Here is a 26862-nt window from a genome sequence, read left to right as displayed (position 1 = left end):
GCAGGAAGCGGGGACATAGGTCTTCGGATGCCCTTCCACGCCCGGCGTACCGCCCACCCATGCCACCACCGGCACCGACCACTGTCAACGTCCACGATGGACGTGGCCCGGTCCGTGGCCGTGGCCGTGGCCCGGTCCGTGGCCCGGCCCGTGGCCGTCGACGGGAACGGGGTGGTCGGTGACGCGACCGCCGTAACCCCTGTGGCCGGGGCGTCCGGCCCGGTAGATTGAGGTATGGTGCCCGCCCCCGGGGGTCGGGTGGCGGAGCCGGTCTACCGCCCCATCCTCACCAGCAGACGCGGTGAGCTGGATGCGCTGGGTCATCTGGACAGCGCCCACGCTCCCCTGGTCGTCCCGGTCCTCGACGTGTCCCCGGCCGACACCGGCCTGCCCCAGGTGCTGCGCCGGCTGCCCGTCGGGCTGGTGCCGGCCGTCGACGTGTGCGCACTGCCCGACGGGCCGGGCGGCGAGCTGGCCCGCTGGGGCGTACCCGTGCAACCGGTGATCGGGTTGACGTGTGGCGACGGGCGGCTGGCCGCACACGGCGCGGCGTGCCGGGCGTACGCCCGGGGGGCGGTGGTCCGGCTGCGGCCCGGCCGGGACCGCACCGGCCCGGACGCCACGACGGCGGCGGTGGAGCGGGTGTGGCGGCGCACCGGGCTGGTCCCGGAGCAGTGCGACCTGCTGGTCGACACCGCTGACGTCTGCTGCCCGGCCGACCTGCGCGTCGCCGAGCCCCGGGTGCGCCGGGTGGTGGACTGGGCCCGACGGCACGCCTGGCGCACGGTGACCGTGGCGGCCGGCGGGATGCCGCCGTCGCTGTCCCGGCTGCCCACCGACGAACCGGTCCGGGTGGACCGCTGGGACTGGCTGTTCTGGCGTCGGCTGGCCGACCTGGGCGTCGGATACGGCGACTACGGGGTGTCGCCCGCGCCGCCGGGCGGTGTGGAGCCGGGCGGCGTGGAACCGGGCGACCGGCTGCCCACCGTGCGGTACACCACCGAGGACGGCTGGTGGATCTACCGCTGGTCGCGGCGGGGTGGCCGGGGCGACGAACGGTTCGCCGACCTGTGCCGCACGCTGGTCACCGCCCCGCACTGGCCGGCCGGCGGGGCGGGCTTCTCCTGGGGCGACCACGAGCTGCTGCGCCGGGCCCGCCGGGTCACCGGCGCGGGCTCACCGGCGAACTGGACGGCGTGGAGCACGTCGCACCACCTGGCGCACGTGCTGGCGGCGCTGACCGGCCCGACCGACGGGCGTCGCGGCCCGCCGACGCCCGTCGAGGACCGTACCGGGTTCACCCGCCCGCACCGGGGCGCAGAGCACCGGCGGGGCCGGTGACCGGATCACTCCTGCTCGGTGAACCCGAACTGCACCACGCCCTCGTCGTCGACGGAGGCGTCCACCGAGCTGTCGTTGAGCAGTTCGGCGGCCTCGGCGTCGAGGAAGATGCGCGCCCCCTGCGTGTCGACCACCTGGTCGCCCTGCGCCGGCACCGGCACCAGCTCGATGGTGAGCGCGCCGGCCTCGGTGTCGGCGGCGATCCGCAGCCCACCGTCCTGGGCGACGTCCTGCTGGGCCGCGAGGTCACGGATCACGAGCACGGCGTTGTCGGTCATGGTGAGCATGATGGGACTCCTCGGGAGTTGTCGGGCGGAACGTGGCGCGACGACAGATGCGCGCCCCCTGCGGCGGGCCGGTGCCCGCCTGGCGGTTCCGGGAGCGCCGCCGCGCGGCCCTCTCCCCCACCGTGCCCCCTGACCAGGGGTTCGTCAAATAGAGCGGGGTCTGTCGGAGATCCCCGTTTCCGCTCCGTGCGGCCCCGCGGCTTTCTACCCTGAGCGCATGGACGCTGCCCGACGGTACGCCGCCGAGTTGATCGGCACCCTGCTGCTGGTCTTCGTCGGGGTGGGCACCGCCGTCTTCGCCCAACTCCAGGGCGGGGTGGTGAGCGTGGCGCTGGCCTTCGGGTTCGTCCTGGTGGGACTGGTGTACGCGATCGGCCCGCTCTCCGGCGCACACCTCAATCCCGCGGTGACGTTGGGGGTGCTGCTCTCCGGCAAGATCTCCGTGGTCGGCGCGGTGGCGTACTGGCTGGCGCAGTTCGTAGGGGCCACCGTGGCCGGCTTCGCCATCTGGGGGCTGGTCCGCTGGGGCGGCGTGGCGGACCAGACCGGGGTGTTGGGCACCAACGGTTACGGGGTGCACATCAACCAGGGCGGTACGGCGGTGCTGGAGGTCGTCCTGACGTTCCTGTTCGTGCTGGTGGTGCTGGTGGTGACGAGCCGGGTCGAGCACGCCGGCTTCGCCGGCCTGGCGATCGGCCTGGCGTTGGTGGCGGTGCTCCTGGTGGGGATCACCCTGGACGGCACCTCGATCAACCCGGCCCGGTCGTTCGGCCCGGCCGTGTTCGAGGGGGGCGCGGCGCTGCGCCAACTGTGGGTGTTCATCGTCTTCCCGCTGCTCGGCGGGGCGCTGGCCGCGCTGGCCGCACCGCTGCTGGTGAAGCCGAGCCGGCACTTCCGCGCCGAACCCGACGCGCCCGACCCGGCCGCGCCGGACCCGACCTGACCTCCGCCGGCCGGGGGCCACCCGCTGTGGAAGAAAATCTACGGCACCGAGGCTTGCCCGACGGAAATCTTCGTGACAGCGTCGTCGCATGCATCGTCGTCTCTTCCCCAGGACGCTGGCGCTGGTGGCGCTGGTCGCCACCGTGGCCGCCGCCGGTGCGCTGCCGGCGACCGCCGAGTCACCCACCCCGGCGGCCACCCGGCTGCACGCCACCATCGACGCCGTCCTCGCCGACCCCCGGCTCGCCGGGGCGCAGGCCGGGGTGGTCGTGGTGGACACCGCCACCGGCCGGACCCTCTACGACCGCAACGGCGACCGCCGCCTGGTGCCCGCCTCCAACACCAAGCTGTTGACCTCGACGGCGGCCCTGGCGCTGCTCGGCCCCGGGCACCGGTTCGGCACCGACGTGCTCACCGACGGCCGCCGCCGGGCCGGCCTGGTCTCCGGCAACCTCTACCTGCGCGGCGGCGGCGACCCGACGATGCTGGCCGCCGACTACGACGCGCTGGCCGCCCAGGTCGCCGGAAGCGGGGTACGGATGGTGACCGGCAACCTGGTCGCCGACGACACCCGCTACGACGCCACCCGGCTCGGCCCGGAGTGGGCCTGGGACGACGAGTCGTACTACTACGCGGCGCAGGTCTCCGCGCTGACCCTCGCCCCGGACACCGACTACGACGCGGGCACGGTGATCGTGCGGGCCGCCCCGGCGGGGAGGGCCGGGGCGCCGCCGGTGGTCACCATGACCCCACCCAACGGCTACCTGCGGATCGACAACCGGGCCGAGACGGTGGCCGACGGCGAGACGACGCTGTCGTTCGAGCGGACGCACGGCGGCAACACCATCGTGGTCACCGGTCGGATCGCGGCCGGCGCGGCGGCGGTCAGCGACTGGATGACCGTCGGGGAGCCCACCGGCTACGCCGCCGACGTCTTCCGGGACGCGCTGCGCCGCCACGGGGTACGGGTGCTCGGGCGCACGGTGCCCGGCCGGGCCACCCCGGCCGACGCCACCCCGGTGGCCCGGCACGACTCGATGACCCTGGCCGAGCTGCTGGTGCCCTTCCTGAAGCTGTCCAACAACGGGCACGCCGAGGTGCTGACCAAGGAGATCGGCCGGGTCGTCTCCGGGTCGGGAAGCTGGCCGGTCGGGCTGGCCGCGATCAGCGAGTACGTCGCCGACACCGGGGTGGACACCGGGGTCCTGCGGCAACTCGACGGCTCGGGGCTGTCCCGACGCAACCTGATCCCGGCCGGCGAGTTCGTCGCGCTGCTCGCCGCCGTCCGCCGGGAACCCTGGTTCGACACCTGGTACGCGGCCCTGCCGATCGCCGGCAACCCGGACCGCCTCGTCGGTGGCACCCTGCGCAGCCGGATGCGCGACACCCCGGCGGCGGACAACGTGCACGCCAAGACCGGCAGCCTGACCGGGGTGTCCGGCCTCTCCGGCTACGCCACCGACGCCGACGGGCGACTGCTCGCCTTCTCGGTGGTGTTCAACAACCACCTGACCTCGTCGGTCAAGGGGTTGGAGGACCAGATCGCCATCGCCCTGGCCAGCTACCGCGAGAGCGACGGCGGGTCGGCGCGGGCCACCCCGCCGGCGGCCCCGGAGGCACCCCGGGTGCCCGAGGGGCGGGAGTGTTCCTGGGTCAAGCCGATCGTCTGCTGAGCGGCCGGCCCGACTCAGCGCCGCTGCAGCACCACCACCGGGATCTCCCGCTCGGTCTTGCTCTGGTACTCCTCGTAGGCGGGCCAGATGGCGGTCATCGTCGGCCACATCCGGGCCCGCTCGGCCGGCTCGGCGGTGCGCGCCCGCACCCCGAACGTCTCCGGGCCAACCTGCACCCGGGCCTCGGGGTCGGCGAGCAGGTTGAGGTACCAGGAGGGGTGTTGGGGCGCACCGCCCTGGGAGGCGACGACCAGGTAGTCGTCGCCGTCCCGGCCGTAGATCAGGGCGGTGCGGCGCAGTTTGCCGCTGCGTCGTCCCCGGGTGGTCAGCAGCAGGGTGAACACGCCCGGCTGCCACTCGTGCCCCTCCGCGCCGCCGGTGGCGACATACCGGCGGATGTGGTCGGCGACCCAGCCCTCGGGGCTGTCCAGCACCTGTTCGTCGGTCGGCATCGGCATCTCCGGTGGCTCGTGGGCATCGACCCGGACACGCTAACCCGACACGACGCCCGGGACCGGGTGAACGACTCAGCGCACCGCCGCCGCCTGGAGGTTCACGTTGCCGCAGCTGTTGCGGAAGGTGCCCTCGACGGTCCAGCGGATCAGCAGCTTCTCGCCGCGGGGCACCCGGAACTTGATCACGAACTGGGCGGTGTGCGTGGTGTGCGGGTCCTCCAGCCGCAGCGTGCGGGTCGACCCGCCGGTGGACAGCCGCACGTCCAGCCGCCCCTGGGCCATCCAGATGCCGGCGAACAGGTGCACCGTACGCGGTTCGCCGTCGCCGGCCACGGACAGCGCGAACCCGTTGCCCGCGCCGCAGACGAACACCCCGGTGGCGGTGGCGGGGACGGCCGGCACCGGGGCCCCGTCACGCCACCCGAACAGCTCGGGGTTCGTGTCGTACCGGTCGCGGGCACCCCGGCCGCCCTCGTCCCGGATCTCGCCGGTGCCGCCGCCCTTGCGGACCACGGTCTCCGGCCGGTTGAGCCCCCAGTGCACCCAGTCCCGGGTGCCCAGCGCGGTCAGGTCCACCTCGGCCGGCACGTCGGCCCGGGAGACGCTCAGCGTCGGTGCGGCCGGCGACGAGGACGCCACCGGGGTGACCGTCGGTGTCGGCGGTGCGCTCGGTGGCGGCGGGGTGCGTTCCCGGGGCTGCAGGCCGGGTGCGACGACGCCGGCCTCGGCCGACACGCCCACCCCCGTCGCCCCGGTCGGATAACCGGCCGGGGTGGGGGCACCGGCCGGCAGCACCAGGTCGGGCTCCGACGGGTCCGGGTCCGGACCCAGATAGGTCACCAGCACCGCCAGGCAGGCCAGGCCGGCCACCGAACCGATCGCCCAGCGGCGGCGTTGCCGACGACGGGCCTCCCGCCGCTGCGCGCTGCGCGTCGTCGGGCCCGGCCCGATCCGCCAGGTCTCTTGGTCGTTCACGCGTGTCCCACTCCCCAGCCCGACGCCCGCGACCGGTCGGGGAGGGGGTTCGGTCGCGGCGTGAGCGTTCTCACGTTTTCATTTCAAGGCCGTGATGCGCCATATGCCAGCGGGAGGGCGTTTCCAGTTTGTTACCAAGTGATCCCGATGGAAAGTTTCCTACTCATTGGAAAACCGCAGCTCAGGGCCGAAATGACGAAGAGATCGACAGATGGCGCTCCGGTCAGCGGATCTCGAAACCCAACGCCTGCGCCAGCACCATCGCCTGCTGCGGGTCGATCACCGCCCCGACCCGCTCGACCGCCGTCGGATCGAGCGCGGTCAGGTCACTGCCCCGCAGGTCGGCCCGGGTGAACCGCGCCCCGCGCAGCTGGGCGGCCGAAAGGTCCACCCGGGCCAGGGTCGCGCCGGTCAGGTCCGCCCCGGACAGGTCGGCCTCCCGCATCCGTACGTCGCTGAACCGCGCGCCGCGCAGGTCGGCGCCGGGCAACCCGACGAACGACCAGTCCCCGCCCGAGACCCGCAGCGGACGCAGCGCGCATTCCTCGAACGTGCTGCCGACCAGCTTGCAACCGGTGAACTCGGCCTCGAACAGGTTGCACCGGCGGAACCCGCAGCGGACGAAGGCCGAGTCGGTGTGCCGGGAGGCGTTGAACGACACCCCGCCGAAGTCGCACCCGGTGAACGAGGCGCCCCGGCTGACCGCCTCGGTCAGGTCGACGTCGGTGAAGACGCAACGCACGAAGTGCCTGTCGGTCAGCTCCTCGGCGTACCAGTCGGTGTGGCGGAACGTCTCGTCCTCGATGGTCTGCGGCACCGCCCCACCCTAGGTGCGAGCACCGACACCGCCGCCGCACCTTCCGTCCGGCGCGTACCGGCTAGTAGGTTCGGCGGGTGAGCGTGGCACCCAGCAGCGACCCGGCCCGTACCGGCTTCGACCCGGCCCGACTGGCCCGCATCGACGAACACTTCGGCCGGTACGTCGACGACGGCCGGCTGGCCGGCTGGCAGGTCGTGGTCACCCGCCACGGCGAGATCGCGCACTCCTCGGTGTACGGGCTGCGCGACGTGGAGGCCGGCACCCCGGTCGAGCCGGACACCATCTGGCGGATCTACTCGATGACGAAGCCGATCACCTCGGTCGCGGCGATGATGCTGTGGGAGCAGGGCCGCTTCGAGCTGACCGACCCGATCAGCCGCTGGCTGCCCGAGTTCGCCGACGTCCGGGTCTTCGACAAGGGGTCGGCGCTCAAGCCGTACACGGTGCCGGCGGTCGAGCCGATCCGGGTGTGGCACCTGCTCACCCACACCGCCGGGCTGACCTACGGGTTCGCGCAGACCTCGGTGGTCGACGCGCTCTACCGGGCGGCCGGCTACGATCTCGGCGTCCCGCCGGGGCTCGACCTGGCCGGGGCCAGCGCCGGGATGGCGAAGCTGCCGCTGCTGTTCCAGCCCGGCACCGGCTGGAACTACGGGGTCTCCACCGACGTGCTGGGCCGGCTGATCGAGGTGGTCTCCGGGCAGAGCCTGGACGACTTCCTCACCGAACGGATCCTCAGCCCACTGGGCATGACCGACACCCGGTTCTGGGTCGACCCGGCCGACGCCAAACGGCTCGCCGCCCTCTACACCCCGCACCCGGGCACCGGCCGGGCCGTCCGCGCCGACCAGCTCGGTGCCGCCGCGCTGACCCGCCCGCGGTGCTTCTCCGGCGGGGGCGGGCTGGTCTCCACCGCCGCCGACTACCACCGGTTCACCCAACTGCTGCTGCGCGGCGGCGAACTGGACGGCGTACGACTGCTCGGGCCCCGTACGGTGCGCTACATGACCCGTAACCACCTGCCCGGCGGCGGCGACCTGGCGTCGCTGCAGCCACAGGGGTTCGCCGAGACGGTGCTGGACGGCATCGGCTTCGGCCTGGGCTTCGCCGTGGTGCAGGACCCGGTGCCGGCCAAGGTGCCGAGCAGCGTCGGCGAGTACTACTGGGGCGGGCTGGCCAGCACCGCGTTCTGGGTCGACCCGGCCGAGGAGATCACCGCCCTGCTGTTCACCCAGCTGATGCCGTCGAGCACCTACCCGCTGCGCTCTCAGCTCCGCCAGCTCGTCTACGCCGCCCTCGTCGGCTGAGCCGCATCCGGGGCAGGGCCGTTCCCGGGACGCGCGGTGCCCCGCTGCCTAGCCTGGACGGCATGGGCAACGTGGTGGTGTACGGCGCCGGGGGCACCGCAGGCTCACGGATCGTCGCGGAGGCGGCCGGCCGGGGACACCGGGTCACCGCGGCGGTCCGCCGTCCGGAGGCGGTCACCTGGCTGCCGGCCGGGGTACGCGTGGTGACCGGGGACGTGACCTCGGCGCGCAGCGTCGCCGAGTTGGCCCCGGAGGCCGACGTGGTCGTGGTGGCGGTCGGCGGCGGTGAGCGGGCGCTGTGGCGTACCGCGGCGGAGAACCTGGTCACCGTCCTGCGGGACCTGCCCGTCCCGCCCCGGGTGATCCATGTCGGCGGCGGGGCGACCCTGCTGACGGCGCGGGACACCCCGTTCCTCGACGAGCCGGACTTCCCCGACGGATACCGGGACGCGGCGCTCGGGCAGGCCGACGCCCTGGCCCTGTACCGTTCCTCGGCCGACGGGGTGACCTGGACGTACGTTTCGCCGCCGCCGGTGGAGTTCCACCCGGGCGAGCGGACCGGCCGGTACCGCACCGGCACCGAGCACCCGGTCACCGACGGGCAGGGCCGCTCGGTGCTCAGCTACGAGGACCTGGCGGTGGCGATCGTGGACGAGATCGAGGAGCCCCGCTTCGAGAACATGCGCTTCACGGCGGCGTACTGACCCGTACGACGACGGCCGGCGCGGCGGCCTGCGTCGTACCGGAGAGCGTCAGTCGGCGAGGCGGGCCGGGAAGCCGCCGGTGGCGATCGGGCCCCAGCCCTCGACGGTGATCCGGATCAGCGACTTGCCCTGCGCCACCATGGCCGCCCGGTACTCGTCCCAGTCCGGATGCTCGCCGGCGATGCTGCGGAAGTACTCCACCAGCGGGTCCAGCGCCTCGGGCAGGTCGAGCACCTCGGCCACGCCGTCGACCTGCACCCACGGGCCGTCCCAGTCGTCGGAGAGCACGCAGGCGGAGACCCGGGGGTCACGGCGGATGTTGGCGACCTTGGCCCGTTGCGGGTAGGTGGAGATCACCAGGCGTCCGGCGGCGTCCACGCCGCAGGCGACCGGGGAGGACTGCGGCCGGCCGTCGGCGCGGGTGGTCATCAGCAGGACCCGGTGCCGGGGCCGGACGAAGTCGAGCAGGGCGTCCCGGTCGACCCGGGTGTTGGTTGCGACGCTGCGTGCCATCCCCCGGTTCTACCAGGCCCGGCGGGCGTCAGCCGGACCGGCCGCCGACCCGGCCCGGCTGGGCGGGGACCCGGGGCCGGGCGGTGGGCCGCCAGGCGCGGCCGTTGGCGTAGATCACCCGGAAGCCGAGGTACGCCGCGAGCGGCGCCCAGTGCGCCGAACCCATCCGCAGCTCGGCGGCGTTGTGCCGCTGGCCGTTGGCGAGCACGTCGAGCAGCACCGTCTCGAAGGCGGCCGACTCGACCCAGTCGACCTCACGGGTGAAGCCGCAGATCAGGGCCGCGCCGGTGACGTCGAGGAAGTCGCGCAGGGTGGCGTCGGAGGCGCGCAGGACGGAGCAGCTGCCGAAGTAGAGCCGCCGGCCCTCGCCCCGGCCGGCCATCCGCTCGGCGACGTCGGACAGCTCGACGGAGTCCCAGTCGGTGAGGCAGAGCCGGCTGGGCTCACCGTGCATGGCGAAGAAGCCGACCCGGTGGTCGGCGTACTGCTTGAGCAGCCACCGGTCGAGGAAGTAGAACAGCTCGTCACGGGTGGCGGCGTCCTTGTGGATGTAGCGGATGCGGCCGAGCCGTTCGAGCAGGTCGAGGGTGGGCAGCACGGACCCGCGCTCGTTGAGGTCGCGGTGCCACTGCCCCTCGACACAGAAGACCCCGCCCCGCGCCACCGCGTCACCTCCCCGTCCCCGCCGGGCCACGTTACCGGGTCCGGGTGACGGACCGACGTCACCCTCGGTGCCCCACTGATCCGTTTCGGGGCACTTCACCGGTGTCGGAATTCCCGTCCCTCCCGTCACCCGCTGACACCCTGTGCCCGAATTGCCATTCACCCCCATTCACAGGCAATACCCAGCTATCACCGACTACGAGGACGATTCCCCTTTATTGCCGCGAATCGGCCAGGTAGCTGTCAGGGTGGAAGTTGCAGGACGTCCCGCGCGATGGCCTGTTCACCACCCCATTCACTTCCAATCGGGAGGACTTCTGTGCGCCAGAAAACTCTGAAGCGGGCACTCGTCGCGTTCGCCCTGGCTCTGCCGGGAGCCGCGATCGCCACGGTGGCCGCCGCGCCAGCGGCCCACGCCGACGGCTGCTACACCTGGAAACGCGACCTCTACCAGGGGCGCTCCGGAGACGACGTCCGCCAGTTGCAGATCCGGGTCGCCGGCTGGGCGGCCCGAGGGGCAATCGTCCGGATCGACGGCGACTTCGGTCCCGAGACCGCCGCCGCGGTCAAGCGCTTCCAGACCGCGTACGGGCTGCGCAGCGACGGCATCGCCGGCAAGCAGACCTTCAGCAAGCTCTACCAGTTGCAGGACAACGACTGCACGCCGGCGCACTTCAGCTACCGGGAGCTGGACGGCGGCTGCGGCAAGGGCGGCTGGAGCGGCGGTCCGCTCTCCGCCACCGAGACCAAGGCCAACGCGGTACACACCATGTGGAAACTGGAGGCGCTGCGGCGTGGCCTGGGTGACAAGCCGCTCTACGTCACCAGCGGCTTCCGCGACGAAAGCTGCAACAAGCAGGTCGGTGGGGCGTCGAACAGCCAACACCTCTACGGCAACGCCGCCGACGTGACCTCGCAGAGCAGGTCGCTCTGCGAGATCTCCCGCGCCTCCCGCGACCACGGGTTCAGCGGCATCTACGGCCCCGGCTACCCGGGGCACGACGACCACGTCCACGTGGACTCCCGACGGGAGAACAACCGGGACAACCTGACGAACCGCACCAGCTGGGCGGCCCCGGACTGCGGCGTCAGCCGCTGACCGACGCCACGGCCGACGCCGGCCCGGCCCCACGGGATCACCAGGGCCGGGCCGGCGTCGGGGCACCGGGGCCGGGCGCTCAGCTCGCCCGGGGCCAGCGCGGCGCGGCAGCCGGGGGCGTCCCCGGCCGGCCGGGGACGCCGGAGCGCACGCCCGGCCGCATCCCCGCCGCAGCGGGCCGCGCCGCAGGCACACCGGGCCGACCGACCTGGCCACGGGCCGGGTAGCCGGCCGCCGGGGCGGTCCGCGCCGGGGCCGCGCCCGGCCGGGGTGTGGTGTAGGTGAACGGGAAGGGCACGTGCACGAACGGGTTGCCGTGCCGGATCAGCGCGTCGATCTGACGCTCGTTCAACCCGTGGTTCTCCAGCACCCGCCGCCCCCAACGGTGCAGCCGGCACGGGTACGACGCCCCGTCGTTGCGGCACAGCGGGCCGTTGGGCCACTCCTCGGCGGCGTGCACCACGACCGCTCGCACCGCGAGCCGGACGTCCTCGGGTGTCAACGAGGCGGGCACCGGCACCTCGCCCAGAACCTGATCGATGGGGTCCGTCGACTGCTCACCAACTCGCACGGCAGGCCTCCCGCAACTCGGCAGCGACTGCGGCTGAATCGCCACAACGCATCCTCGCGCAGTGGTACGGGCGGTGACCGGCGGCGGTTCAATCCCCCCACGCGGTGAGCAGATCCTCCGGCGTCGAAGCCGAATGCTGCAGATCGTCAGACCAGGCCCGCGTCGTGGACCAGCAGCGCCACCTGGACCCGGTTGTTCAACGCCAGCTTGGTCAACAGCCGGGACACGTACGCCTTCACCGTCGCCACGCTCATGAACAGCTCCGCCGAGATCTCCGCGTTGGTCCGGCCGTGACCGAGGGCCACCGCGACCTCGTGCTCCCGCTCGGTGAGCCCGGCCAGCAGTCGCAGCGCCCGGTCCCGACGCTGGTCCGGACCCGGCGTGGGCCCCACGGTCAGGTGGCTGATCAACTGCCTGGTCACCGTCGGCGACAGGGTGGCCTCACCGGCGGCCACCCGCAGCACCGCCCGGACGATCTCGGCGGGCGGGGTGTCCTTGAGCAGGAACCCGCCTGCCCCGGCCCGCAACGCCCGCAGCACCTGCTCGTCGGCGTCGAAGGTGGTCAGCACCAGCACCTCCGGCGGGTCCGGCAGCGCCCGTAGCGCCTCGGTGGCGGCCAACCCGTCGACCCGGGGCATCCGGATGTCCATGAGCACCACGTCGGGCGTGCACCGGGCGACGGCGGCGGGCACCTCGTCGCCGTCGGCGGCCTCGCCCACCACCCGCACCTGCGGCACACCCCCGAGGATCATCGACAGCCCGGCGCGGACCAGCGGGTCGTCGTCGACGATCAACACCCGCACCGGGGCGGTGTCGCCGTCCGTCGTCACCGCGCACCGCCTCGCCGCCGGACGGGCCGGCTACTCATGCCGGCCGGGCGGCTCGCACCAGCCGGACTGCTCATGCCGGCCACGGCAGCCGGGCCGCCAGCCGGAAGTCGCCGGTCGCCCCGTCCCGGCCGTGGGTCAGCCGGCCACCGGCCAGGGTGACCCGCTCGGCGATGCCGACCAGCCCGGTGCCGGCGCCCGGCAGGGCCGGCACGGAGGTGCCCACCGGCCAGGGGTTGCGGATCTCCACCGCCAGCTCCCGTCCCGGGCCGCCGGCCAGCCGGACGCCGACCGTCGTGTCGGGCGCGTGCTTGCGCGCGTTGGTCAGCCCCTCCTGCACGATCCGGTACGCGCTGCGTCCCACCGCCGTCGGCACCCGCGTCGGGTCGGCGACCTCGTCGACCAGGGTGACCCGGACCCCGGCGGCCCGGGACTCGGCGACCAGCGCCGGCACGTCGGCGAGGGTGGGCTGGGGGCGTTCCGGTGCGGCGTCGCCGTCGGCGGTGTCGGCCCGGAGCACCCCGATCACCTCGCGCAGGTCCTGCAGGGCGGCGTGCGCGCTGCCCCGGATCACCCCGGCCGCCCGCGCCACCTCCTGCGGCGGCGCGTCCGGGCGGAACTCCAACGCCCCGGCATGCAGGCTGAGCAGCGAGATCCGGTGCGCCAGCACGTCGTGCATCTCCCGGGCGATCCGGGTGCGTTCCAACTGGCGGGCCTGTTCGACGCGGAGCTGCTGCTCGGACTCGGCCCGGTGGGCGCGGTCCCGCAGCGACAGCACCAGCTGCCGGCGGGCCCGGACGAACAACGCCCAGGCCACCACGATCCCGACGAACATCATCGTCCAGGCCACCGTCGCCCAGTAGGGCAGGGACGGGTCGGGGCGCACGACGGTGTAGAGCGGGATGACCGCCAGGTGGAAGCCGACCAGCGCCGCGCCGATCGGCAGCGGCCGGTGGACCAGCACGGTGAAGACCACGACCAGCATCGCCACCCCGGCGGTCACCGAGAACAGCGCCAGCGGCAGCCCGGCCACGGCCAGCCCGACCGGCCAGCGCCGGCGCAGCCACAGCGCCGAGCAGTAGGCCAGGCCCGCCGCGAGGTCCACCCCGATCAGCCAGGACGGGCCGGCGTTGTGGGAGAACTGCGGCTTGCTCGACATCGCGTCGGCGAACGCCAGCAGCGCCCAGCCGACGGCGAGCAGGAAGGCCACCGTGTCGACCAGCCAGTCCCGGGGCGTCCGTCGGGGCGTCCTGGCCTCGGGCGTCAGCGCCCCCGGCAGCAGCCAGGGGTGATCGGGTACGACGGCAGCACTCACCCACCCATGCTAGAAAGCCGAACGGCGCCCCGGACACCAACCAAAGTCGAGGTCTGCGGGTAGACCGAGGTAGGGGCGGCTCTCGACGGTCGGCCGCAGCGCCCGGCCGGGTGGCTCAGACAGGCTCGACGGCATGATCGCAGTCGACCACCTCACCAAACGGTACGGCCCGCACCCGGCCGTCGACGACGTCTCGTTCCGCTGCGAAGCGGGCACGGTGACCGGTTTCCTCGGCCCGAACGGGGCGGGCAAGTCCACCACCATGCGGATGCTGTGCGGGCTGACCCGCCCGACCTCCGGCACCGCCACCGTCAACGGTCAACCCTACCGCGAGCTGCCCAACCCGGGCCGCGAGGTGGGTGTGCTGCTGGACGCCTCCGCGCAGCACGTCGGGCGCAGCGGGCGGGAGACGTTGTACCTGGCCGCCCGGACCATGGGCGTGGACGCCGACCGGGTGCCCGCCGTGCTCGACCGGGTGGGCCTGAACCCGGTGGCGGCGAAGCGGCGGGTCGGGGCGTACTCGCTGGGGATGCGGCAGCGGCTCGGCCTGGCGCTGGCGCTGCTGGGCGAGCCCCGGGTGCTGGTCCTCGACGAACCGGCCAACGGCCTGGACCCGGAGGGGATCTTCTGGATGCGCGGCCTGCTGCGCGACTTCGCCGACCGGGGCGGCACCGTGCTGCTCTCCTCCCATCTGCTGCGGGAGGTGGAGGCGGTCGCCGACCGGCTGGTGGTGATCGGCGGCGGTCGGGTCGTCGCCCAGGGCGGCAAGGACGAACTGCTGGCCGGGGCCGGCACCCTGGTCCGGGCCCGCGACCCGCACGCCCTGCGGCTCACCCTCGACCGGGCCGGGCTGGACGCCACCGCCGGCGCCGACGGCGGGTGCGTGGTCCGCGCCGAACCCGACGCCGTCGGGCAGGCCGCCGCCGACGCCGGACTGGTCCTGACCGAGCTGCGGCCGGCCGGCGGCGGTGGCCTGGAACAGCTCTTCCTCACCCTGACCGCCGGCGCGAGCACCAAGGAGGCCGTGCAGTGACCACCATGACGACCACTCCCCCCGCCACCGTCCGCAGGGCGGTCCCCGGGCCGTCCCTGGCCCGGCTGGTCGGGGTGGAGCTGCGCAAGCTCGGTGACACCCGGGCCGGCCGTTGGCTGCTGGCCTCGATCGGGCTGATCGCCGCCGCGATCGTCGCGCTGCAACTGCGCTTCGTCGACGACGCCGCGCAGACCTTCACCAACTTCTTCACGGCGTCGCTCGCGCCGGTGGCGCTGCTGCTGCCGGTGCTGGGCATCCTGTCGATCACCGCCGAGTGGTCCCAGCGCACCGCACTGACCACGTTCGCCCTGGTGCCGCGCCGGGAACGGGTGATCGTCGCCAAGCTCGCCGCCGTACTGCTCGCCGCGTTGGCGTCGGTGCTGGTGAGTCTGGCCGTCGCCGCCGTCGGCACCCTGCTCGCGGGGATCACCGGCGGGGCGGGGAGCTGGGACTTCGACCCGACGGTGGCCGGGCACGCCGCCGTGTTCCAGTCGATCAACGTGCTGATCGGCGCGGGGTTCGGGTTGCTGCTGCTCAACACCCCGCTGGCGATCGTCACCTCGCTGCTGCTGCCGACCGTGTGGGGCATCCTGTCCGCGATGATCGCGGCGCTGCACGGCCCGGCCCGTTGGCTGGACACCTCGATCACCATGGAGCCGCTGCTCGGCCCGGACATGACCGCCGGGCAGTGGGGTCGGCTCGGGGTGTCCCTGCTGGTCTGGGTGGTCGCACCGCTCGCCGTCGGAATGGTGCGCACACTGCGGCGCGAGGTGCACTGACGATGCGGGCGCAGGAGCCGGGCGGCGCGACCAGGGTCGGCGGCGACGTCGGGGAGCTGCTGGTGATGTGGGTCGGCTTCCCGCTGCTGGGCGGTGCCCTGGGCGGGCGGCTGCCCACGGTCGCCGACTGGGTGGCGGGGCTGCCCTGGGCTCCGGTGCAGGGCTGGTTCGAGCTGGTCGCCGGGTTGCCGTACCGGCGGGCACTGGCCGGGGGCCTGTTGCTCGGGATGCTGGCCGGGTTGCTCCTCGCCTACGTCGGCACCCGGGAACGGTTGATCGTCACGGTGGACCGGGGCGGTGTCCGGCTACGCCGCGACGGCGTCGACCGCGAACTGGCCCGCCGCGCCGTCACCGCCGTCTTCGTCGACGGCAGGGAGCTGGTGCTGCTCGGTCCGGCCGGTACGGAGCTGGCCCGGGAACGCTCCGACCTGAGCCGGCAGCGGCTGCGGGACGCCTTCGAGGGGCACGGGTGGCCGTGGCGGGACGCCGACCCGCACCGGGACGCGTACCGGCGGTGGGTGGAGGGGTTGCCCGACCTGCCGCCGGGAGCGGACCCGCTGCTGCGCGCCCGCCAGCGGGCCGTCGATGCCCACCGGGCGCGCGACGCCCGGGAGCTGGGTGGGGAACTGGCCCGGATCGGGGTGGTCGTCCGGGACGAGGGTGGCCGGCAGTACTGGCGGGCGGCTCCGCGCCCGGGTGGGCAGGCCCCGCCGCAGCCGTAGCCAGGTGTCCCCGGTCCGGCCACCCGGCACCTCGTTCGAGCGTGACCGGATCGTCGCCGATTGTGCATCCGCCGCCCAGGGAGTATCAACCTAGGTGGATGCATTCCCGGCGGAAGGGGACGACGATGGCCTCCACAGTCGACCGCGGCGGGATCTTCCGCCGCAAGCCGGTCGAGGAGATCGCCGACGAGACCGACCAGGGGTTGTCCCGTTCGCTGGGGTTGTGGCAACTCACCGCGATCGGCGTCGGCGGCATCATCGGCGCCGGCATCTTCGCCCTGGCCGGGGCGGTCGCCAACGAGACCGCCGGTCCCGCCGTGCTGGTGTCGTTCCTGATCGCCGGGCTGGCCAGTGCGGCGGCGGCGCTGTCGTACGCCGAGTTCGCCGGCATGATCCCCAAGGCTGGCTCGGCCTACACCTACGGCTACGCGGTGCTCGGCGAGGCGGTCGGCTGGTTCATCGGCTGGGACCTGCTGCTGGAGTACACCGCCATCGTGGCGGTGGTGGCGATCGGCATCTCCGGCTACTTCGGCTTCCTCGTCGGGCAGCTCGGCGTCGACCTGCCGGCCTGGATGCTGGGCGCCCCGGGCACCGGCGACGGGCACGTGGTGGACCTGTTCGCCGTGCTGCTCTGCCTGCTGATCGCCTTCCTGCTGACGTTGGGCATCCGCACCGCCGCCCGGTTCGAGACGGTCGTGGTCGGGGTGAAGGTGGCCGTGGTGCTGCTGGTGATCGTGGTCGGTTTCTTCCACGTCCGCACCGCCAACTACTCGCCGTTCTTCCCGTTCGGGCTCGGCGGGGCGTTCACCGGCGCGGCCACGGTCTTCTTCGCCGTCTTCGGGTACGACGCGATGAGCACCGCCGCCGAGGAGTCCCGCGACGCCCGCCGCCACATGCCGAAGGCGATCGTCTGGTCGCTGGTCATCTCGATGGTGCTGTACGTGCTGGCCACGCTGGTGCTCACCGGGATGCAGAACTACCGGGACATCGACCCGGAGAGCGGCTTCTCCTCCGCGTTCGCCTCGGTGGGGCTCTCGGGCCTGGCCAGCGTCATCGCCGTCGGGGCGATCATCGGCATCCTGACGGTGATGTTCACCTTCATGCTCGGGGTGACCCGGGTGTGGTTCTCGATGAGCCGCGACGGCCTGCTGCCGGCCTGGTTCGCCAAGGTGCACCCGGTGCGCCGGGTGCCCACCCGGGTCACCTGGATCGTCGGGGCGGCCTCGGCGGTGATCGCCGGCTTCCTGCCGATCCGGCAGGCCGCCGAGCTGACCAACATCGGCATCCTGCTCGCCTTCGTGGTGGTCTGCGTGGCGGTGATCGTGCTGCGCTACCGCAGCCCGGACGCCCCGCGCACGTTCCGGTTGCCCGGGATGCCTGTGGTGCCGGCGCTCGGGGTGGTCTTCTCGGTCTGGCTGATCAGCTTCCTCGACCACGTCACCTGGCTGCGGTTCGCCGCCTGGTTCCTGCTCGGCGGGCTGATCTACGCGTGCTACGGGTACCGGCGCTCCGCGCTGGCCGACCGGGCCGACCCACCGGCCGACGGTGCCGGGCGGTGACCGGGCCGCCCCGGAACGCCTGCCGTCCGGGCCAGCACCAGCGCGGTGCCGAGGCCGGCGAGCAGGCCGGCCAGCGCGGGGAGCACGTCCGGGTCGCCACCGCCGACCGGACTGTTGCCGGCCAGCGCGGTCAACGGCGCACCGGGTGAGAGGACCGCGCTGACCAGCAACGCGACGTGCCACAGCGCGAGCGGGGCGAGCAGGACCACCGGGACGAGCACCGCGTACCGGTTGGCCGGCAGGGCGGGGCGGGTCAGCAGCGTCACCCCCAGCAGCAGGACCGCGCCGAGCAGCGCGACCGGCACGAGCCGACCGGCTGGTCCGACGAGCCGGACCAGCAGCAGGCCGATCCCGCCGGTCACGGCCAGGCCCACCGTCGCCGCGAGCCGCCGTCGACCTCGGGCGGGGGCGGCGGCCGTTGCGCCGACCACGGTCACCGCCAGCAGGAGCAGGGCGGTGACCAGGGCCGCCGGGTCGAGCGCGGGTTCCCGGCCGGTAGGCGACCGGGTCAGCACGGCGGTCAGCGCCAGCACCGCCGCGACGGCGGCCACCCCGGCCAGGACGGCCCGGTCCCGACCACCCGTCCGGTGCGGGCCCACCCACGCGACGGTACGGTCCGGCCCGGCCGCTCCCACCACGCCGGCCCCGGCCGTCCGGCGGTGCGGACCGTCCACACCGGTCGCGCCGTCCCGGCGTACGGCGAGCAGCGCGGCGCTGCCGGCGGCCAGCCAGCCGGCGGCGACGAGTGACCCGGTCGCGCCGGGGCCGGTGAGGTCGGCCCGGTCGACGGCGACGTCGGCGGCCAGCGCGCCGCCGCCGAGCAGCACGGCCGACGTCAGCCACGAGCGCCGGCCCGCGCCGGCCAGCACCAACCCGCACGCGACCGCCGTCAGGGCCAGGAAACGCAGGTCGCGGGCCCAGTAGGTGGACGCCTCGGGGAGCCGCTCCGACCACGGGCCGACCGGTTCGGTGAGCGGTTGCCACCGGGTCATGCCGATCGCCCAGAGCGGCACGGCCAGGGCCGCGAGCCCGATGCCGGCGGCGGCGAGCCGGCGGCCCGATCGCGGAGCGTGACCGGTCGGAATGGGCATCATGGATGGTCAGACGCCATCCGGGCGGCTACGGTTCCCCCTCTGGGGAGGTGCCGTCGGTGTACGTCGTGTCCGTGATCAACTACAAGGGCGGGGTGGGCAAGACCACCGTGACCGCGAACCTCGGGGCCGAACTGGCGAACCGGGGGATGAAGGTGCTGCTGATCGACCTCGATCCGCAGACCAGCCTGACGTTCAGCTTCTACGACCCGGACGACTGGCGGGAACGGCTGCGCGACGGCCGCACCGTGAAACGCTGGTACGACGGCCTGCGCGGGGACACGCCGGCGGTGACGCTGGGTGAGCTGGTGGTCTCCCCCGGCCCGGCCAACGCCCACCTGACCGGGGCCGGCCGGCTGGACCTGATCGCCTCGCACCTCGGCCTGGCCGACATCGACCTGGCGCTGGCCCGGGGCGTGGCCGACGGCGAGGACTACGACCGGGAGCTGTTCCGGGTCCGCGGCGCGCTGGCCGAGGGGTTGCACGACGCGGCCCTCGACGGCTATGACCTGGTGCTGATCGACTGCCCGCCGAACTTCAACGTGGTCACCCAGTCCGCCGTCATCGCCAGCGACCACCTGCTCATCCCGGCGAAGGCCGACTACCTGTCCACCCTCGGCATCGACCACCTCTGCGGCAGCGTCCGGGAACTGGTGGACCGGTACAACGCCGACGCCCGCCGGTTCGCCACCAGCCGCCGGCACCACAAGGTCGCCCCGGACGTCGCCGGGGTGGTCTTCACCATGATCCAGTTGACCGCGCAGCGGCCGATCGCCGCCCACCAGGGCTACCTGGACCAGGTACGGGCGCTCGGGCTGCCGGTCTTCCCCACCGCGCTGCGGGAGAACGTCACCCTGTTCGCCGGGAACACCCCGCGCGGCGTCCCGGTGGTGCTGCGGAACCGGGTCACCTCGCCGGTGGTACAGGAGGAGCTGCGGCAGATCACCACCGAGTTCATCGCCCACCTGCAACCCCGCGAGGTGACGGTGTGAGCGGTCCGGAGTCGACGGGGGACGTCGCGGTCGGCGTCCTGGCCCGGGTGGGCGAACTGCTGGCCGGGCTGTCGGCCGCCGACGCCGCCGCGCTGGCCCAGGGGCGGGCCCGGCTGGTCGTCGCCCCGGTGACGCCGCCCCGGGAGGGTGCGGACCGGCCGGCTGCGCCGACGCCGTCCGCCCCGTCGGGCGTCGACCTGGCCGCCGCGTCGGCCACCCTGGACGCGTTCGCGCACCGCCGGGACGGCACGGAGTACCTGACGCCCTGGGCGGTGCGGGACCTGCGGGCGTTGGCCGCCCGGCTCGGCCTGCGTGGGGTGGCCGGCCTGCGCAAGGCGGAACTGGTGGAGCGGCTGGTCGACCGGACGATCGGGTTCCGGGCCGCCTCCGCCGCCGTACGCGCCCGCTGAGCCGGACCGGCCCGGACCTGCTCGTCCGTCCGGGCGGAGCCGGCCGTCTCGATCTTGTGCGGGGCCGGGACGGTGGATACGCTCCCGCGGCTGTCTCCACCTGAGAAAGGACCGCAGTGACCGCTCCTGTCACCACTCAGAAGTCCTGGGTCGTCGCCCTGCTGCTCTGCTTCTTCGTCGGCGTGCTCGGCGCGCACCGGTTCTACACCGGCAAGGTCGGTACCGGCGTGCTCCAGCTGATCACCATCGGCGGGTTCGGCATCTGGGCGTTCATCGATCTGATCATGATCCTGGTCGGCGCGTTCCGCGACAAGCAGGGCCAGCCGCTGGTCAAGTGAGGCACCGGGCCGGGGCCCGCGCGGCCCGGCGTCGCCCGGTCCGCCGGGCACCGGCCGGTGCCCGGCGGAGCACCGGCGAGACGGTCGACGGGAATTCACCCGGGCGACCTCCCGCCGGGCGGGTTCCGGCCGATAACATCGCCGGGCATGGATATAAAGAGCAGCATCCGCCCGCGAACCGGGCGGCTGGTCACCGTGCTCACCGCCGCCGTCACCCTGGCGGTCCCGGTGGCGGTGGCGGTGGTCGCGACGTCGGCGTCCGCTGCGGCCACGTCGACCGTGGCGCAGGCGCTCGCCAGCCAGGACGGCCGGACCGCCACGGTCACCGGGTACGTCATCGGCCAGCCGACCGCCACCAGCACGGTGCTCACCTCCGGCTACACCGCCGACACCGCCATCGCCCTGGCCGACACGGCCACCGAGACCGGCACCAGCCGGATGCTCTACGTCCAGATCACCGCCGACTACCGCAGCACGTTCGGGCTGTTGACCAACCCGTCGCTGCGCGGCCGGCAGGTCACCGCGACCGGGACGCTGACCGCGTACTTCAGCCACGGCGGGTTGAAGAGCCCGACCGCGATGAGCCTCGGCGGTGGCAGCAGCACCCCGACGCCCGCCCCCACCGCCTCCCCCGGGCCGACCGGCTCCACCGGGCCGTACGACTCGACGTACTACGCGAACGCGATGGGCAAGACCGGCAGCGCGCTGCGCACCTCCCTGCACACCATCATCAAGACCCAGACGAAGCTCAGCTACGACCAGGTGTGGGAGGCGTTGAAGGACACCGACCAGGACCCGGCGAACGCCAACAACGTGGTCCTGCTCTACAGCGGGCGGTCGCAGAGCAAGAGCAGCAACGGCGGCGGGGCCAACGACTGGAACCGGGAGCACGTCTGGGCCAAGTCGCACGGTGACTTCGGCACCGCCACCGGGCCGGGCACCGACGTGCACCACCTGCGTCCCGAGGACGTGACGGTCAACTCCACCCGCGGCAACAAGGACTTCGACACCGGTGGCAGCGCGGTCGCCGAGGCCCCGGGCAGCTACAGCGACGCCGACTCGTTCGAGCCCCGCAACGCGGTCAAGGGCGACGTCGCCCGCATGATCATGTATATGGCGATCCGGTACGAGGGTGACGACGGCTGGCCGAACCTGGAGATGAACAACTCGGTCACCAACGGCTCCGCGCCCTACCTGGGCCGGCTGCCGGTGCTGCTGCAGTGGCACCGGCAGGACCCGCCCGACGCCTTCGAGCAGCGCCGCAACCAGCGCATCTACGAGCGCTGGCAGGGCAACCGCAACCCGTTCGTCGACCATCCGGAGTGGGCCACCGCGATCTGGGGCTGAACGGGCCGGTTGTCTCAGATCACCCCGGTCGGGCGGTGAGGAATCCGCCCGACCGGGTAACCCACCCGACATGGCCAACACCGTTCCCGACATCAGCCTCAACGACGGCAACACCATCCCGCAGCTCGGCTTCGGGGTCTACCAGATCGAGCCGAAGGACACCGCCGAGGCCGTCGGCCGGGCGCTGGAGATCGGCTACCGGCACATCGACACCGCCGAGATGTACGGCAACGAGGCGGAGGTCGGCGAGGCGGTCCGCGCCTGCGGGCTGGACCGGGGCGAGGTCTTCGTGACCAGCAAGCTGAACAACGGCTTCCACCGCCCGCAGGACGCCCGCCGGGCGTTCGAGTCGACGCTGTCCGCGCTGAAGATGGACTACGTCGACCTGTTCCTCATCCACTGGCCGCTGCCCACCCGCTACGACGGCGACTTCGTCTCCACCTGGAAGACCCTGGAGGAGTTCCAGCGCGACGGCCGGGCCCGCTCGATCGGGGTGTCGAACTTCCAGGTGCCGCACCTGGAGCGGCTGGCCGCCGAGGCCGACGTGGTGCCGGCGGTCAACCAGATCGAGGTGCACCCGTACCTCACCAACGAGCAGGTGCGCGCCTACGGCGGCGAGCACAACATCCTCACCGAGGCGTGGTCCCCGATCGCCCAGGGCCGGGTGCTCGACGACCCGACGATCGTCGATGTCGCCGAGCAGGTGGGCCGCACCCCCGCCCAGGTGGTGCTGCGCTGGCACGTGCAGCGCGGCGACATCGTCTTCCCGAAGTCGACCACCCCGAAGCGGATCGCGGAGAACTTCCAGATCTTCGACTTCACCCTCGACGACACGGCGATGGAGCGGATCAGCGGACTGGACCGGGGCGAGGCCGGCCGGACCGGCCCGAACCCGGACGAGTTCGACTACATCCCGGCCTGAGCGAACACCTCCGCCACCCGGACGCGGCGCGACCACGGGGCGGGACCCGAACCAGGGTCCCGCTCCGTCGCGCCCGGCAACGGGGTGGCGCTCCCCGCCGGGACGGCAGGGGGTGGTCGGACGCTGTCGAGCTGACGACGTCGGCGAATCAGCGGCACCATCCCCGTCATTGATGTACGCGCGTCGATATCCGTACCATCCGGGGTATGCGTGCCCGTCGTGTCACCGCCACCGCCGCTGCCGCCGCGCTCGTCAGCCTGGTCGCGGTCAGCGCGGCCCGCGCCGACGACACCCCGGCGCTGACCACCCCCGGCGCACCCGTGGTGGTCGCCAACGACCCGCACCGGCTCAGCCTGACCTGGACCCCGTCGGCGTGGAAGGGCGAGCCCGGCGGCCCGATCACCTACGACGTGCGCTCGCCGATCGGGCCGAACGCCTACCGGGGCCTGGGCAGCACGCAGACCAACGCCGTCACCCTGACCGACCTCGCCCCGGGCACCGACTACCGGATCGCGTTGCAGGCGTACGCCCTCGGCGGCTACTCCGACACCTCGGCGGTCACCACCGTGCGCACCGCGTACGGGCGGGCGAAGGTCGACTACCTCAACCTCGACTGGGCACCCACCGACAACCAGGCCCAGTTCCGCCTGAACATCACCAACACCGGCGGCCGGCCGCTGGACCTGACCACCGTGCGGGTCCGCTACCACCTGCGCTTCGAGAACGGCAACGCCGCCCTGACCACCGAGTGCGACTGGGCGACGCTCGGCTGCGACCACGTCCGGCGTACCCTCCAGTACTTTCCGCCGCCCGCGCCGCCGCCCGGCCCCGGCCCCACGCCGACCCCGACCGTCTACCCGGTGCCCGGGACGCCCTTCCCCGGCTGGGTGGAGCTGACCTTCGACACCGGCGTGCTGGCCCCCGGCGCGTCCTCCGGCCCGATCCAGCTCCGGCTGCACCGGCCCAACTGGACCACGATCGACGAACGCGACGACCCGAGCTGGCAGGCAGCCACCGGCGCGTGGGCCCCCAACAGCCGGATCACCCTCGACGTCGACGGGGTCCGCGAGTACGGCGACAACTGGGGCTGACCGCCGTCAGGCGCGGGCTTCCCCGGCGACGGCGCGCTGGGCCGCGACGATCGTGTCGACCGGCAGGCCCAGGCCGCAGAGCACGGCGGCCAGGTAGTCCAGCACCCGCCAGTGCTGCTCGTCGGTCAGCCCGAGCCGCCGCCACGCCCCACCCACGGCCCGCCCGCCACCCGGGCCGCCCAGGGCCGAGGCCAGCTGGGCGGTCAGGCGGCCGGCCAGCCGGGGCCGGTCCAGCCCGATCAGGTACGGGGCCAGCTCGGCGTCCGCCGCGACCAGGCGCAGCCAGCGGATCACCACCGCGCGCACCCCGGCCGGCCCGAGCCAGTCGAACACGCTCCGGGGACAGGTGACCAGTTCCGTCGTCCGCACACCACTCAGTACGGATCGTCGCGTACCCACAGTTCACCGTCCCGGCTACGGCCGGTACCCCGCCAGGAACGTCATGGTGGTCTGGTTGGCGGCCCAGCCGTCGGGAAACTTCACCGGCACGTCCAGGTGCACCGACTCCGTCGACGGGTGGGCGTCGAGCAGCTCACCGATGCCGGCGCGGGCCACCACGATGCAGGAGTGCCGGTGCCGGGAGGTCAGCACGCACAGCCGTCCCGACTCCAGGTGGAAGTTCGTCGCGTCCCGCCGGCCGGACAGCGGGTGCAGCACGATCGTCACGTCGTACTCGCGGCCCTGGAGCCGGTTGGCGGTGTCCACCGTGACGTCCGCCCCGGCCGGGCCGAGGTGGGCGCGGATCGCGGCGACCTGGTCGCGGTGCGCCGCGCCGACGGCGATCCGGTCGGCGGTCACCGGCGCGCCGGCCGGCGCGTGCTCGGAGACCGCGACCGCGCCCCGGTGCAGCACCCGCAGGGCGAGCGCGGCGCACGCCGCGGCGGCCTCGGCATCGGTACGCAGGGTGTGCCGGTCCGGCAGCTCGTGCAACGCCCAGCCGGTGCCGGCGGCCAGCTCCACCGCCGCGTCGAGCGCGTCGCCCGGCCCCGGCCGGGTCAGCGTCAACACCCGGTCGGCCGGGCCGGTGCCGGCGCGGAAGCCGGTGAACGGGTAGAACGCCGCCGCGACCACCGGGGCCGCCGACGCGGGCAGCCGCCAGGACACCGGCAGCCGGTGCACCGGCAGCCCCGGGTTGTGCCGCAGCAGCACCGCCACCGCCGCCTGCATCGGGTCCCAGCTCAGGCCCGTCCAGCGCAGCGTCTCGACGGTGGAGAACGGGTCGAGCTGCCCGGGATCGCCCACGAACAGCGCCCGCTCGAACCGCCCGGCCACCCGCAGCAGGGCATCCGAGCGCATCTGGTAAGCCTCGTCGACGATCGCCCACGGCCACCGGCCCGTGGTGACCGTGGCCCACTTCGCGGCCGTACCGATGGTGACGGCAGGGTCGCCCAGGTCGGCGACCTTCGACGCGACCCGGACCGTGTCGTGCCCCCGGACCCGCTCCGACGGCCGGTACTCGGTCGCCGACAACCGGCCGATGCGCAGCTCGGGGGCCTTGGTGGCCAGCCGGTCGATGAGGTCGTCGACCTGCTCGTTGGTCTGCGCCACGATCATCAGCGGTTCGCCGGCGGCGGCCAGCTCGACGGCGGCCCGCACCACGAGGGTCGACTTGCCGGCCCCGGGCGGGGAGTCGACCACCACGCCCCGGTGGTCGCCCGAGCGCAGGTCGGCCAGGACGGCCGCGACGACCCGTTCCGCCTCGACGGCGGGCGGCACCTCAAGCCCGATCATCGGTTCCCCTCCTGCCCGGTGAGTCTGGACCCTACCGGCAGGGCGCCCGGCAGCCGGACCGCCAGCGATGGACGGTCCTTTCGGACACGGCGGTTTTGTCCGGTGTCCGACACGGCGTCGGAAAGGCCGGCGGGGCGACGTGGCGAATCCCGGCGGCGGCCGGCGCGACGGGCCCGGCCCGCGCCGCCGACCGGGACGCCGCCAGGCCGGTCCGGCCCGCTGACCGGCGCGTTCGCCACGATTCCAACGACGTCGACAGATTTATCGGTGTTGTCGGGGTGGTTCCGGTTCCGCCCACCGGGCGACACCGGGGTGGGCGACGACGTCGGCGACGACGGCACGAACGGTGCGATCCGCCCCGAACAGTTGCCACCGGCGGTCGCCCTTTCGCACCTCCGCTTACCCATTCGGCGGATCACAGGCCATTGACGGCAACGATAGAAAGGACGCCTTCCCGTTCTTCCGCCCAGGGATCTGAACCACGCACCGCGTCCTGTGCACGGGACTGCCCGATTCAACGTCGACGGGCGAGGCGGAGCACGCGATTCACGTAGAGGAGTGCGTTCCCCATGACATCCCGTTCCCGGAGCGACTCTGCCAGCGGCGACCCGGCCGCAGTTCCCGTCCATTCCCCACCGGTCGGCAGTTTCATCGGCGACCTCTCGCCACAGGCGCGCCACGCCCTGGCCCAGGCCGGCACCCGGCACGAGTACCCCGCCGGCGCCACGCTCTTCCACCAGGGCGACCCGTCCCGGCACGTGGTGCTGATCGAGGAGGGCTGGGTCAAGGTCACCTCCATCTCGCGCCAGGGCTGGGAGGCCCTGCTGGCCATCCGGGGGCCCGGCGACATCCTCGGTGAGCTGTCCGCCGTGGACGGACGTCCCCGACTGGCGACCGTCACCGGGCTCTCGCCGATCCGGGCCGTGGTGCTGACCGCCGAACGGCTGCACCGCTGTCTGGCCGACAACCCCGAGGTCGCCCTGTCGCTGCTGCGCCACCTGGCCTCCAGCCTGCGCGAGGCCGACGGCCGACGGGTCGAGTACGGGTCCAGCAACGGCGACCACCGGCTGATCGTCCTGCTGGTGGAACTCCTGGACCGGCACGGTGTCGCCACCCCGGAAGGGACCGCCCTCGACCTGCCGCTGACCCAGCAGGACCTCGCCGCCTCCGTCGGGGTGTCCCGGGAGGTGGTGGCCCGGACGCTGCGGGTGCTGCGGCACCGACAGGTGCTGCTCACCCGACGGCGACGCATCGTGGTGGTGCAGCCGGAACTGCTCCGGTCCCTGGCCGGTTCTGTGTCGATGTCGACATTGGAGCCGTAGGGCACGACATCGAGCGGAGGACCCGACCCCGGG

General features: G+C 73.6%; 28 protein-coding genes and 1 pseudogene. 17 read left to right on the top strand and 12 right to left on the bottom strand.

All coding sequences use genetic code 11. The features are described 5' to 3' along the window. Positions 1 to 234 precede the first annotated feature (234 nt). Complete coding sequence (locus ACN261_RS14605; RefSeq protein ID WP_421485871.1) at positions 235 to 1341, top strand: beta family protein; 1107 nt, start codon at positions 235 to 237, stop codon at positions 1339 to 1341. 5 nt (positions 1342 to 1346) lie between these two features. On the opposite strand, the gene ACN261_RS14600 is transcribed toward ACN261_RS14605, so the two are convergent. Next, positions 1347 to 1628 carry an adhesin gene (locus ACN261_RS14600; protein WP_363792238.1) on the bottom strand — a complete coding sequence of 94 codons (282 nt, stop codon included), beginning with the start codon at positions 1626 to 1628 and terminating at the stop codon, positions 1347 to 1349. Between the two features lie 217 nt (positions 1629 to 1845). Between ACN261_RS14600 and ACN261_RS14595 the strand changes: the two genes are divergently transcribed. Then, positions 1846 to 2571 carry an MIP/aquaporin family protein gene (locus tag ACN261_RS14595; protein WP_363652846.1) on the top strand — a complete coding sequence of 242 codons (726 nt, stop codon included), beginning with the start codon at positions 1846 to 1848 and terminating at the stop codon, positions 2569 to 2571. An 88-nt stretch (positions 2572 to 2659) separates the two neighbouring features. After that, positions 2660 to 4243, top strand: coding sequence for a D-alanyl-D-alanine carboxypeptidase/D-alanyl-D-alanine endopeptidase (gene dacB / locus ACN261_RS14590; RefSeq protein WP_421485869.1), 1584 nt, complete (start codon positions 2660 to 2662; stop codon positions 4241 to 4243). Positions 4244 to 4257: 14 nt separating this feature from the next. Here dacB and ACN261_RS14585 read toward each other — a convergent pair whose 3' ends face one another. The 3 genes from ACN261_RS14585 to ACN261_RS14575 all read right to left on the bottom strand — a co-directional run bounded on the left by ACN261_RS14585 (position 4258) and on the right by ACN261_RS14575 (position 6490). Then, on the bottom strand, positions 4258 to 4695 hold the full coding sequence (locus tag ACN261_RS14585) for a nitroreductase family deazaflavin-dependent oxidoreductase (RefSeq protein WP_363652842.1): 438 nt from the start codon (positions 4693 to 4695) through the stop codon (positions 4258 to 4260). 75 nt (positions 4696 to 4770) lie between these two features. Beyond that, a complete protein-coding gene (locus ACN261_RS14580; protein ID WP_421485867.1) occupies positions 4771 to 5673 on the bottom strand; it encodes a hypothetical protein in 903 nt (300 codons plus the stop codon). Between the two features lie 223 nt (positions 5674 to 5896). Further along, on the bottom strand, positions 5897 to 6490 hold the full coding sequence (locus ACN261_RS14575) for a pentapeptide repeat-containing protein (RefSeq protein WP_425850569.1): 594 nt from the start codon (positions 6488 to 6490) through the stop codon (positions 5897 to 5899). Between the two features lie 77 nt (positions 6491 to 6567). On the opposite strand from ACN261_RS14575, the gene ACN261_RS14570 reads away from it, so the two are divergent. Continuing rightward, on the top strand, positions 6568 to 7800 hold the full coding sequence (locus ACN261_RS14570; protein WP_425850568.1) for a serine hydrolase domain-containing protein: 1233 nt from the start codon (positions 6568 to 6570) through the stop codon (positions 7798 to 7800). A gap of 62 nt (positions 7801 to 7862) precedes the next feature. Continuing rightward, entirely contained in the window at positions 7863 to 8504 is a 642-nt protein-coding gene (locus ACN261_RS14565; protein WP_421485861.1) for an NAD(P)-dependent oxidoreductase, read from the top strand. 48 nt (positions 8505 to 8552) lie between these two features. Here ACN261_RS14565 and ACN261_RS14560 read toward each other — a convergent pair whose 3' ends face one another. Together ACN261_RS14560 and ACN261_RS14555 are read right to left on the bottom strand one after the other, a co-directional pair. Then, entirely contained in the window at positions 8553 to 9017 is a 465-nt protein-coding gene (locus ACN261_RS14560) for a PPOX class F420-dependent oxidoreductase (RefSeq protein ID WP_377681928.1), read from the bottom strand. Positions 9018 to 9045: 28 nt separating this feature from the next. Beyond that, positions 9046 to 9681, bottom strand: a complete 636-nt coding sequence (locus ACN261_RS14555; protein WP_421485859.1) for a DUF6642 family protein — start codon at positions 9679 to 9681, stop codon at positions 9046 to 9048. A 318-nt stretch (positions 9682 to 9999) separates the two neighbouring features. Here ACN261_RS14555 and ACN261_RS14550 point away from each other — a divergent pair, with 318 nt between their 5' ends. Continuing rightward, entirely contained in the window at positions 10000 to 10779 is a 780-nt protein-coding gene (locus ACN261_RS14550) for a D-Ala-D-Ala carboxypeptidase family metallohydrolase (RefSeq protein ID WP_204927241.1), read from the top strand. Between the two features lie 79 nt (positions 10780 to 10858). On the opposite strand, the gene ACN261_RS14545 is transcribed toward ACN261_RS14550, so the two are convergent. The 3 genes and pseudogenes from ACN261_RS14545 to ACN261_RS14535 form a co-directional block, all read right to left on the bottom strand. Beyond that, on the bottom strand, positions 10859 to 11350 hold the full coding sequence (locus tag ACN261_RS14545) for a hypothetical protein (protein WP_421410091.1): 492 nt from the start codon (positions 11348 to 11350) through the stop codon (positions 10859 to 10861). Between the two features lie 146 nt (positions 11351 to 11496). Then, positions 11497 to 12218, bottom strand: a pseudogene (locus tag ACN261_RS14540) (response regulator). 32 nt (positions 12219 to 12250) lie between these two features. Next, a complete protein-coding gene (locus tag ACN261_RS14535; RefSeq protein ID WP_425850562.1) occupies positions 12251 to 13492 on the bottom strand; it encodes a sensor histidine kinase in 1242 nt (413 codons plus the stop codon). 133 nt (positions 13493 to 13625) lie between these two features. Here ACN261_RS14535 and ACN261_RS14530 point away from each other — a divergent pair, with 133 nt between their 5' ends. From ACN261_RS14530 to ACN261_RS14515, 4 genes are all read left to right on the top strand, one after another. Next, complete coding sequence (locus ACN261_RS14530; protein WP_421485855.1) at positions 13626 to 14525, top strand: ABC transporter ATP-binding protein; 900 nt, start codon at positions 13626 to 13628, stop codon at positions 14523 to 14525. A 5-nt stretch (positions 14526 to 14530) separates the two neighbouring features. Beyond that, a complete protein-coding gene (locus ACN261_RS14525; protein WP_421487009.1) occupies positions 14531 to 15304 on the top strand; it encodes an ABC transporter permease in 774 nt (257 codons plus the stop codon). 2 nt (positions 15305 to 15306) lie between these two features. Next, positions 15307 to 16026 carry a YqeB family protein gene (locus tag ACN261_RS14520; protein WP_421485853.1) on the top strand — a complete coding sequence of 240 codons (720 nt, stop codon included), beginning with the start codon at positions 15307 to 15309 and terminating at the stop codon, positions 16024 to 16026. 125 nt (positions 16027 to 16151) lie between these two features. Then, positions 16152 to 17585: an amino acid permease gene (locus tag ACN261_RS14515; RefSeq protein WP_425850560.1), complete on the top strand. Its 1434-nt coding sequence runs from the start codon at positions 16152 to 16154 to the stop codon at positions 17583 to 17585. On the opposite strand, the gene ACN261_RS14510 is transcribed toward ACN261_RS14515, so the two are convergent. Then, positions 17519 to 18676: a hypothetical protein gene (locus ACN261_RS14510; RefSeq protein WP_425850559.1), complete on the bottom strand. Its 1158-nt coding sequence runs from the start codon at positions 18674 to 18676 to the stop codon at positions 17519 to 17521. The two genes, ACN261_RS14515 and ACN261_RS14510, sit on opposite strands and share 67 nt — an antisense overlap. Before the next feature lie 59 nt (positions 18677 to 18735). Here ACN261_RS14510 and ACN261_RS14505 point away from each other — a divergent pair, with 59 nt between their 5' ends. The 6 genes from ACN261_RS14505 to ACN261_RS14480 all read left to right on the top strand — a co-directional run bounded on the left by ACN261_RS14505 (position 18736) and on the right by ACN261_RS14480 (position 23776). Beyond that, positions 18736 to 19668, top strand: coding sequence for a ParA family protein (locus tag ACN261_RS14505; protein WP_357931567.1), 933 nt, complete (start codon positions 18736 to 18738; stop codon positions 19666 to 19668). Continuing rightward, positions 19665 to 20078 (top strand): hypothetical protein, encoded by a 414-nt coding sequence (locus ACN261_RS14500; protein ID WP_421485847.1) that lies wholly within the window; start codon positions 19665 to 19667, stop codon positions 20076 to 20078. Before ACN261_RS14505 ends, ACN261_RS14500 begins: the two co-directional genes overlap by 4 nt. Positions 20079 to 20194: 116 nt before the next feature. Beyond that, the gene (locus ACN261_RS14495; RefSeq protein WP_088641814.1) at positions 20195 to 20416 is read left to right on the top strand and encodes a TM2 domain-containing protein; all 222 of its coding nucleotides are present in this window, start codon (positions 20195 to 20197) and stop codon (positions 20414 to 20416) included. Positions 20417 to 20563: 147 nt separating this feature from the next. After that, positions 20564 to 21763: an endonuclease gene (locus ACN261_RS14490; protein ID WP_421485846.1), complete on the top strand. Its 1200-nt coding sequence runs from the start codon at positions 20564 to 20566 to the stop codon at positions 21761 to 21763. A 70-nt stretch (positions 21764 to 21833) separates the two neighbouring features. Further along, entirely contained in the window at positions 21834 to 22685 is an 852-nt protein-coding gene (locus ACN261_RS14485; RefSeq protein ID WP_425850556.1) for an aldo/keto reductase, read from the top strand. A 206-nt stretch (positions 22686 to 22891) separates the two neighbouring features. Beyond that, positions 22892 to 23776 carry a cellulose binding domain-containing protein gene (locus ACN261_RS14480; RefSeq protein ID WP_421485842.1) on the top strand — a complete coding sequence of 295 codons (885 nt, stop codon included), beginning with the start codon at positions 22892 to 22894 and terminating at the stop codon, positions 23774 to 23776. Positions 23777 to 23782: 6 nt separating this feature from the next. On the opposite strand, the gene ACN261_RS14475 is transcribed toward ACN261_RS14480, so the two are convergent. Both ACN261_RS14475 and ACN261_RS14470 read right to left on the bottom strand, forming a co-directional pair. Further along, positions 23783 to 24145, bottom strand: coding sequence for a globin (locus tag ACN261_RS14475; protein ID WP_204927255.1), 363 nt, complete (start codon positions 24143 to 24145; stop codon positions 23783 to 23785). Between the two features lie 45 nt (positions 24146 to 24190). Further along, entirely contained in the window at positions 24191 to 25507 is a 1317-nt protein-coding gene (locus tag ACN261_RS14470) for an AAA family ATPase (protein ID WP_421485840.1), read from the bottom strand. A gap of 569 nt (positions 25508 to 26076) precedes the next feature. Here ACN261_RS14470 and ACN261_RS14465 point away from each other — a divergent pair. Further along, positions 26077 to 26829 (top strand): Crp/Fnr family transcriptional regulator, encoded by a 753-nt coding sequence (locus ACN261_RS14465; protein ID WP_421485838.1) that lies wholly within the window; start codon positions 26077 to 26079, stop codon positions 26827 to 26829. Positions 26830 to 26862: the final 33 nt, after the last annotated feature.

This window comes from Micromonospora sp. WMMD723 (assembly GCF_049863385.1).
In the GTDB taxonomy this organism is placed as follows: Bacteria; Actinomycetota; Actinomycetes; order Mycobacteriales; family Micromonosporaceae; genus Micromonospora; species Micromonospora wenchangensis.
The sequence above is the reverse complement of the archived record's forward strand: the minus strand, read 5'-3'. Positions and strand labels throughout refer to the sequence as shown.

Bases quoted from the DNA above. Each gene is read 5' to 3' on its own strand.
- ACN261_RS14605 (WP_421485871.1), top strand. From the start codon at position 235: ATGGTGCCCGCCCCCGGGGGTCGGGTGGCGGAGCCGGTCTACCGCCCC.
- ACN261_RS14565 (WP_421485861.1), top strand. From the start codon at position 7,863: ATGGGCAACGTGGTGGTGTACGGCGCCGGGGGCACCGCAGGCTCACGG.
- ACN261_RS14525 (WP_421487009.1), top strand. From the start codon at position 14,531: ATGACGACCACTCCCCCCGCCACCGTCCGCAGGGCGGTCCCCGGGCCG.
- ACN261_RS14480 (WP_421485842.1), top strand. From the start codon at position 22,892: ATGCGTGCCCGTCGTGTCACCGCCACCGCCGCTGCCGCCGCGCTCGTC.
- dacB (WP_421485869.1), top strand. From the start codon at position 2,660: ATGCATCGTCGTCTCTTCCCCAGGACGCTGGCGCTGGTGGCGCTGGTC.
- ACN261_RS14595 (WP_363652846.1), top strand. From the start codon at position 1,846: ATGGACGCTGCCCGACGGTACGCCGCCGAGTTGATCGGCACCCTGCTG.
- ACN261_RS14520 (WP_421485853.1), top strand. From the start codon at position 15,307: ATGCGGGCGCAGGAGCCGGGCGGCGCGACCAGGGTCGGCGGCGACGTC.
- ACN261_RS14465 (WP_421485838.1), top strand. From the start codon at position 26,077: ATGACATCCCGTTCCCGGAGCGACTCTGCCAGCGGCGACCCGGCCGCA.
- ACN261_RS14515 (WP_425850560.1), top strand. From the start codon at position 16,152: ATGGCCTCCACAGTCGACCGCGGCGGGATCTTCCGCCGCAAGCCGGTC.
- ACN261_RS14585 (WP_363652842.1), bottom strand. From the start codon at position 4,695: ATGCCGACCGACGAACAGGTGCTGGACAGCCCCGAGGGCTGGGTCGCC.
- ACN261_RS14470 (WP_421485840.1), bottom strand. From the start codon at position 25,507: ATGATCGGGCTTGAGGTGCCGCCCGCCGTCGAGGCGGAACGGGTCGTC.
- ACN261_RS14560 (WP_377681928.1), bottom strand. From the start codon at position 9,017: ATGGCACGCAGCGTCGCAACCAACACCCGGGTCGACCGGGACGCCCTG.
- ACN261_RS14600 (WP_363792238.1), bottom strand. From the start codon at position 1,628: ATGCTCACCATGACCGACAACGCCGTGCTCGTGATCCGTGACCTCGCG.
- ACN261_RS14490 (WP_421485846.1), top strand. From the start codon at position 20,564: ATGGATATAAAGAGCAGCATCCGCCCGCGAACCGGGCGGCTGGTCACC.
- ACN261_RS14510 (WP_425850559.1), bottom strand. From the start codon at position 18,676: ATGCCCATTCCGACCGGTCACGCTCCGCGATCGGGCCGCCGGCTCGCC.
- ACN261_RS14485 (WP_425850556.1), top strand. From the start codon at position 21,834: ATGGCCAACACCGTTCCCGACATCAGCCTCAACGACGGCAACACCATC.
- ACN261_RS14530 (WP_421485855.1), top strand. From the start codon at position 13,626: ATGATCGCAGTCGACCACCTCACCAAACGGTACGGCCCGCACCCGGCC.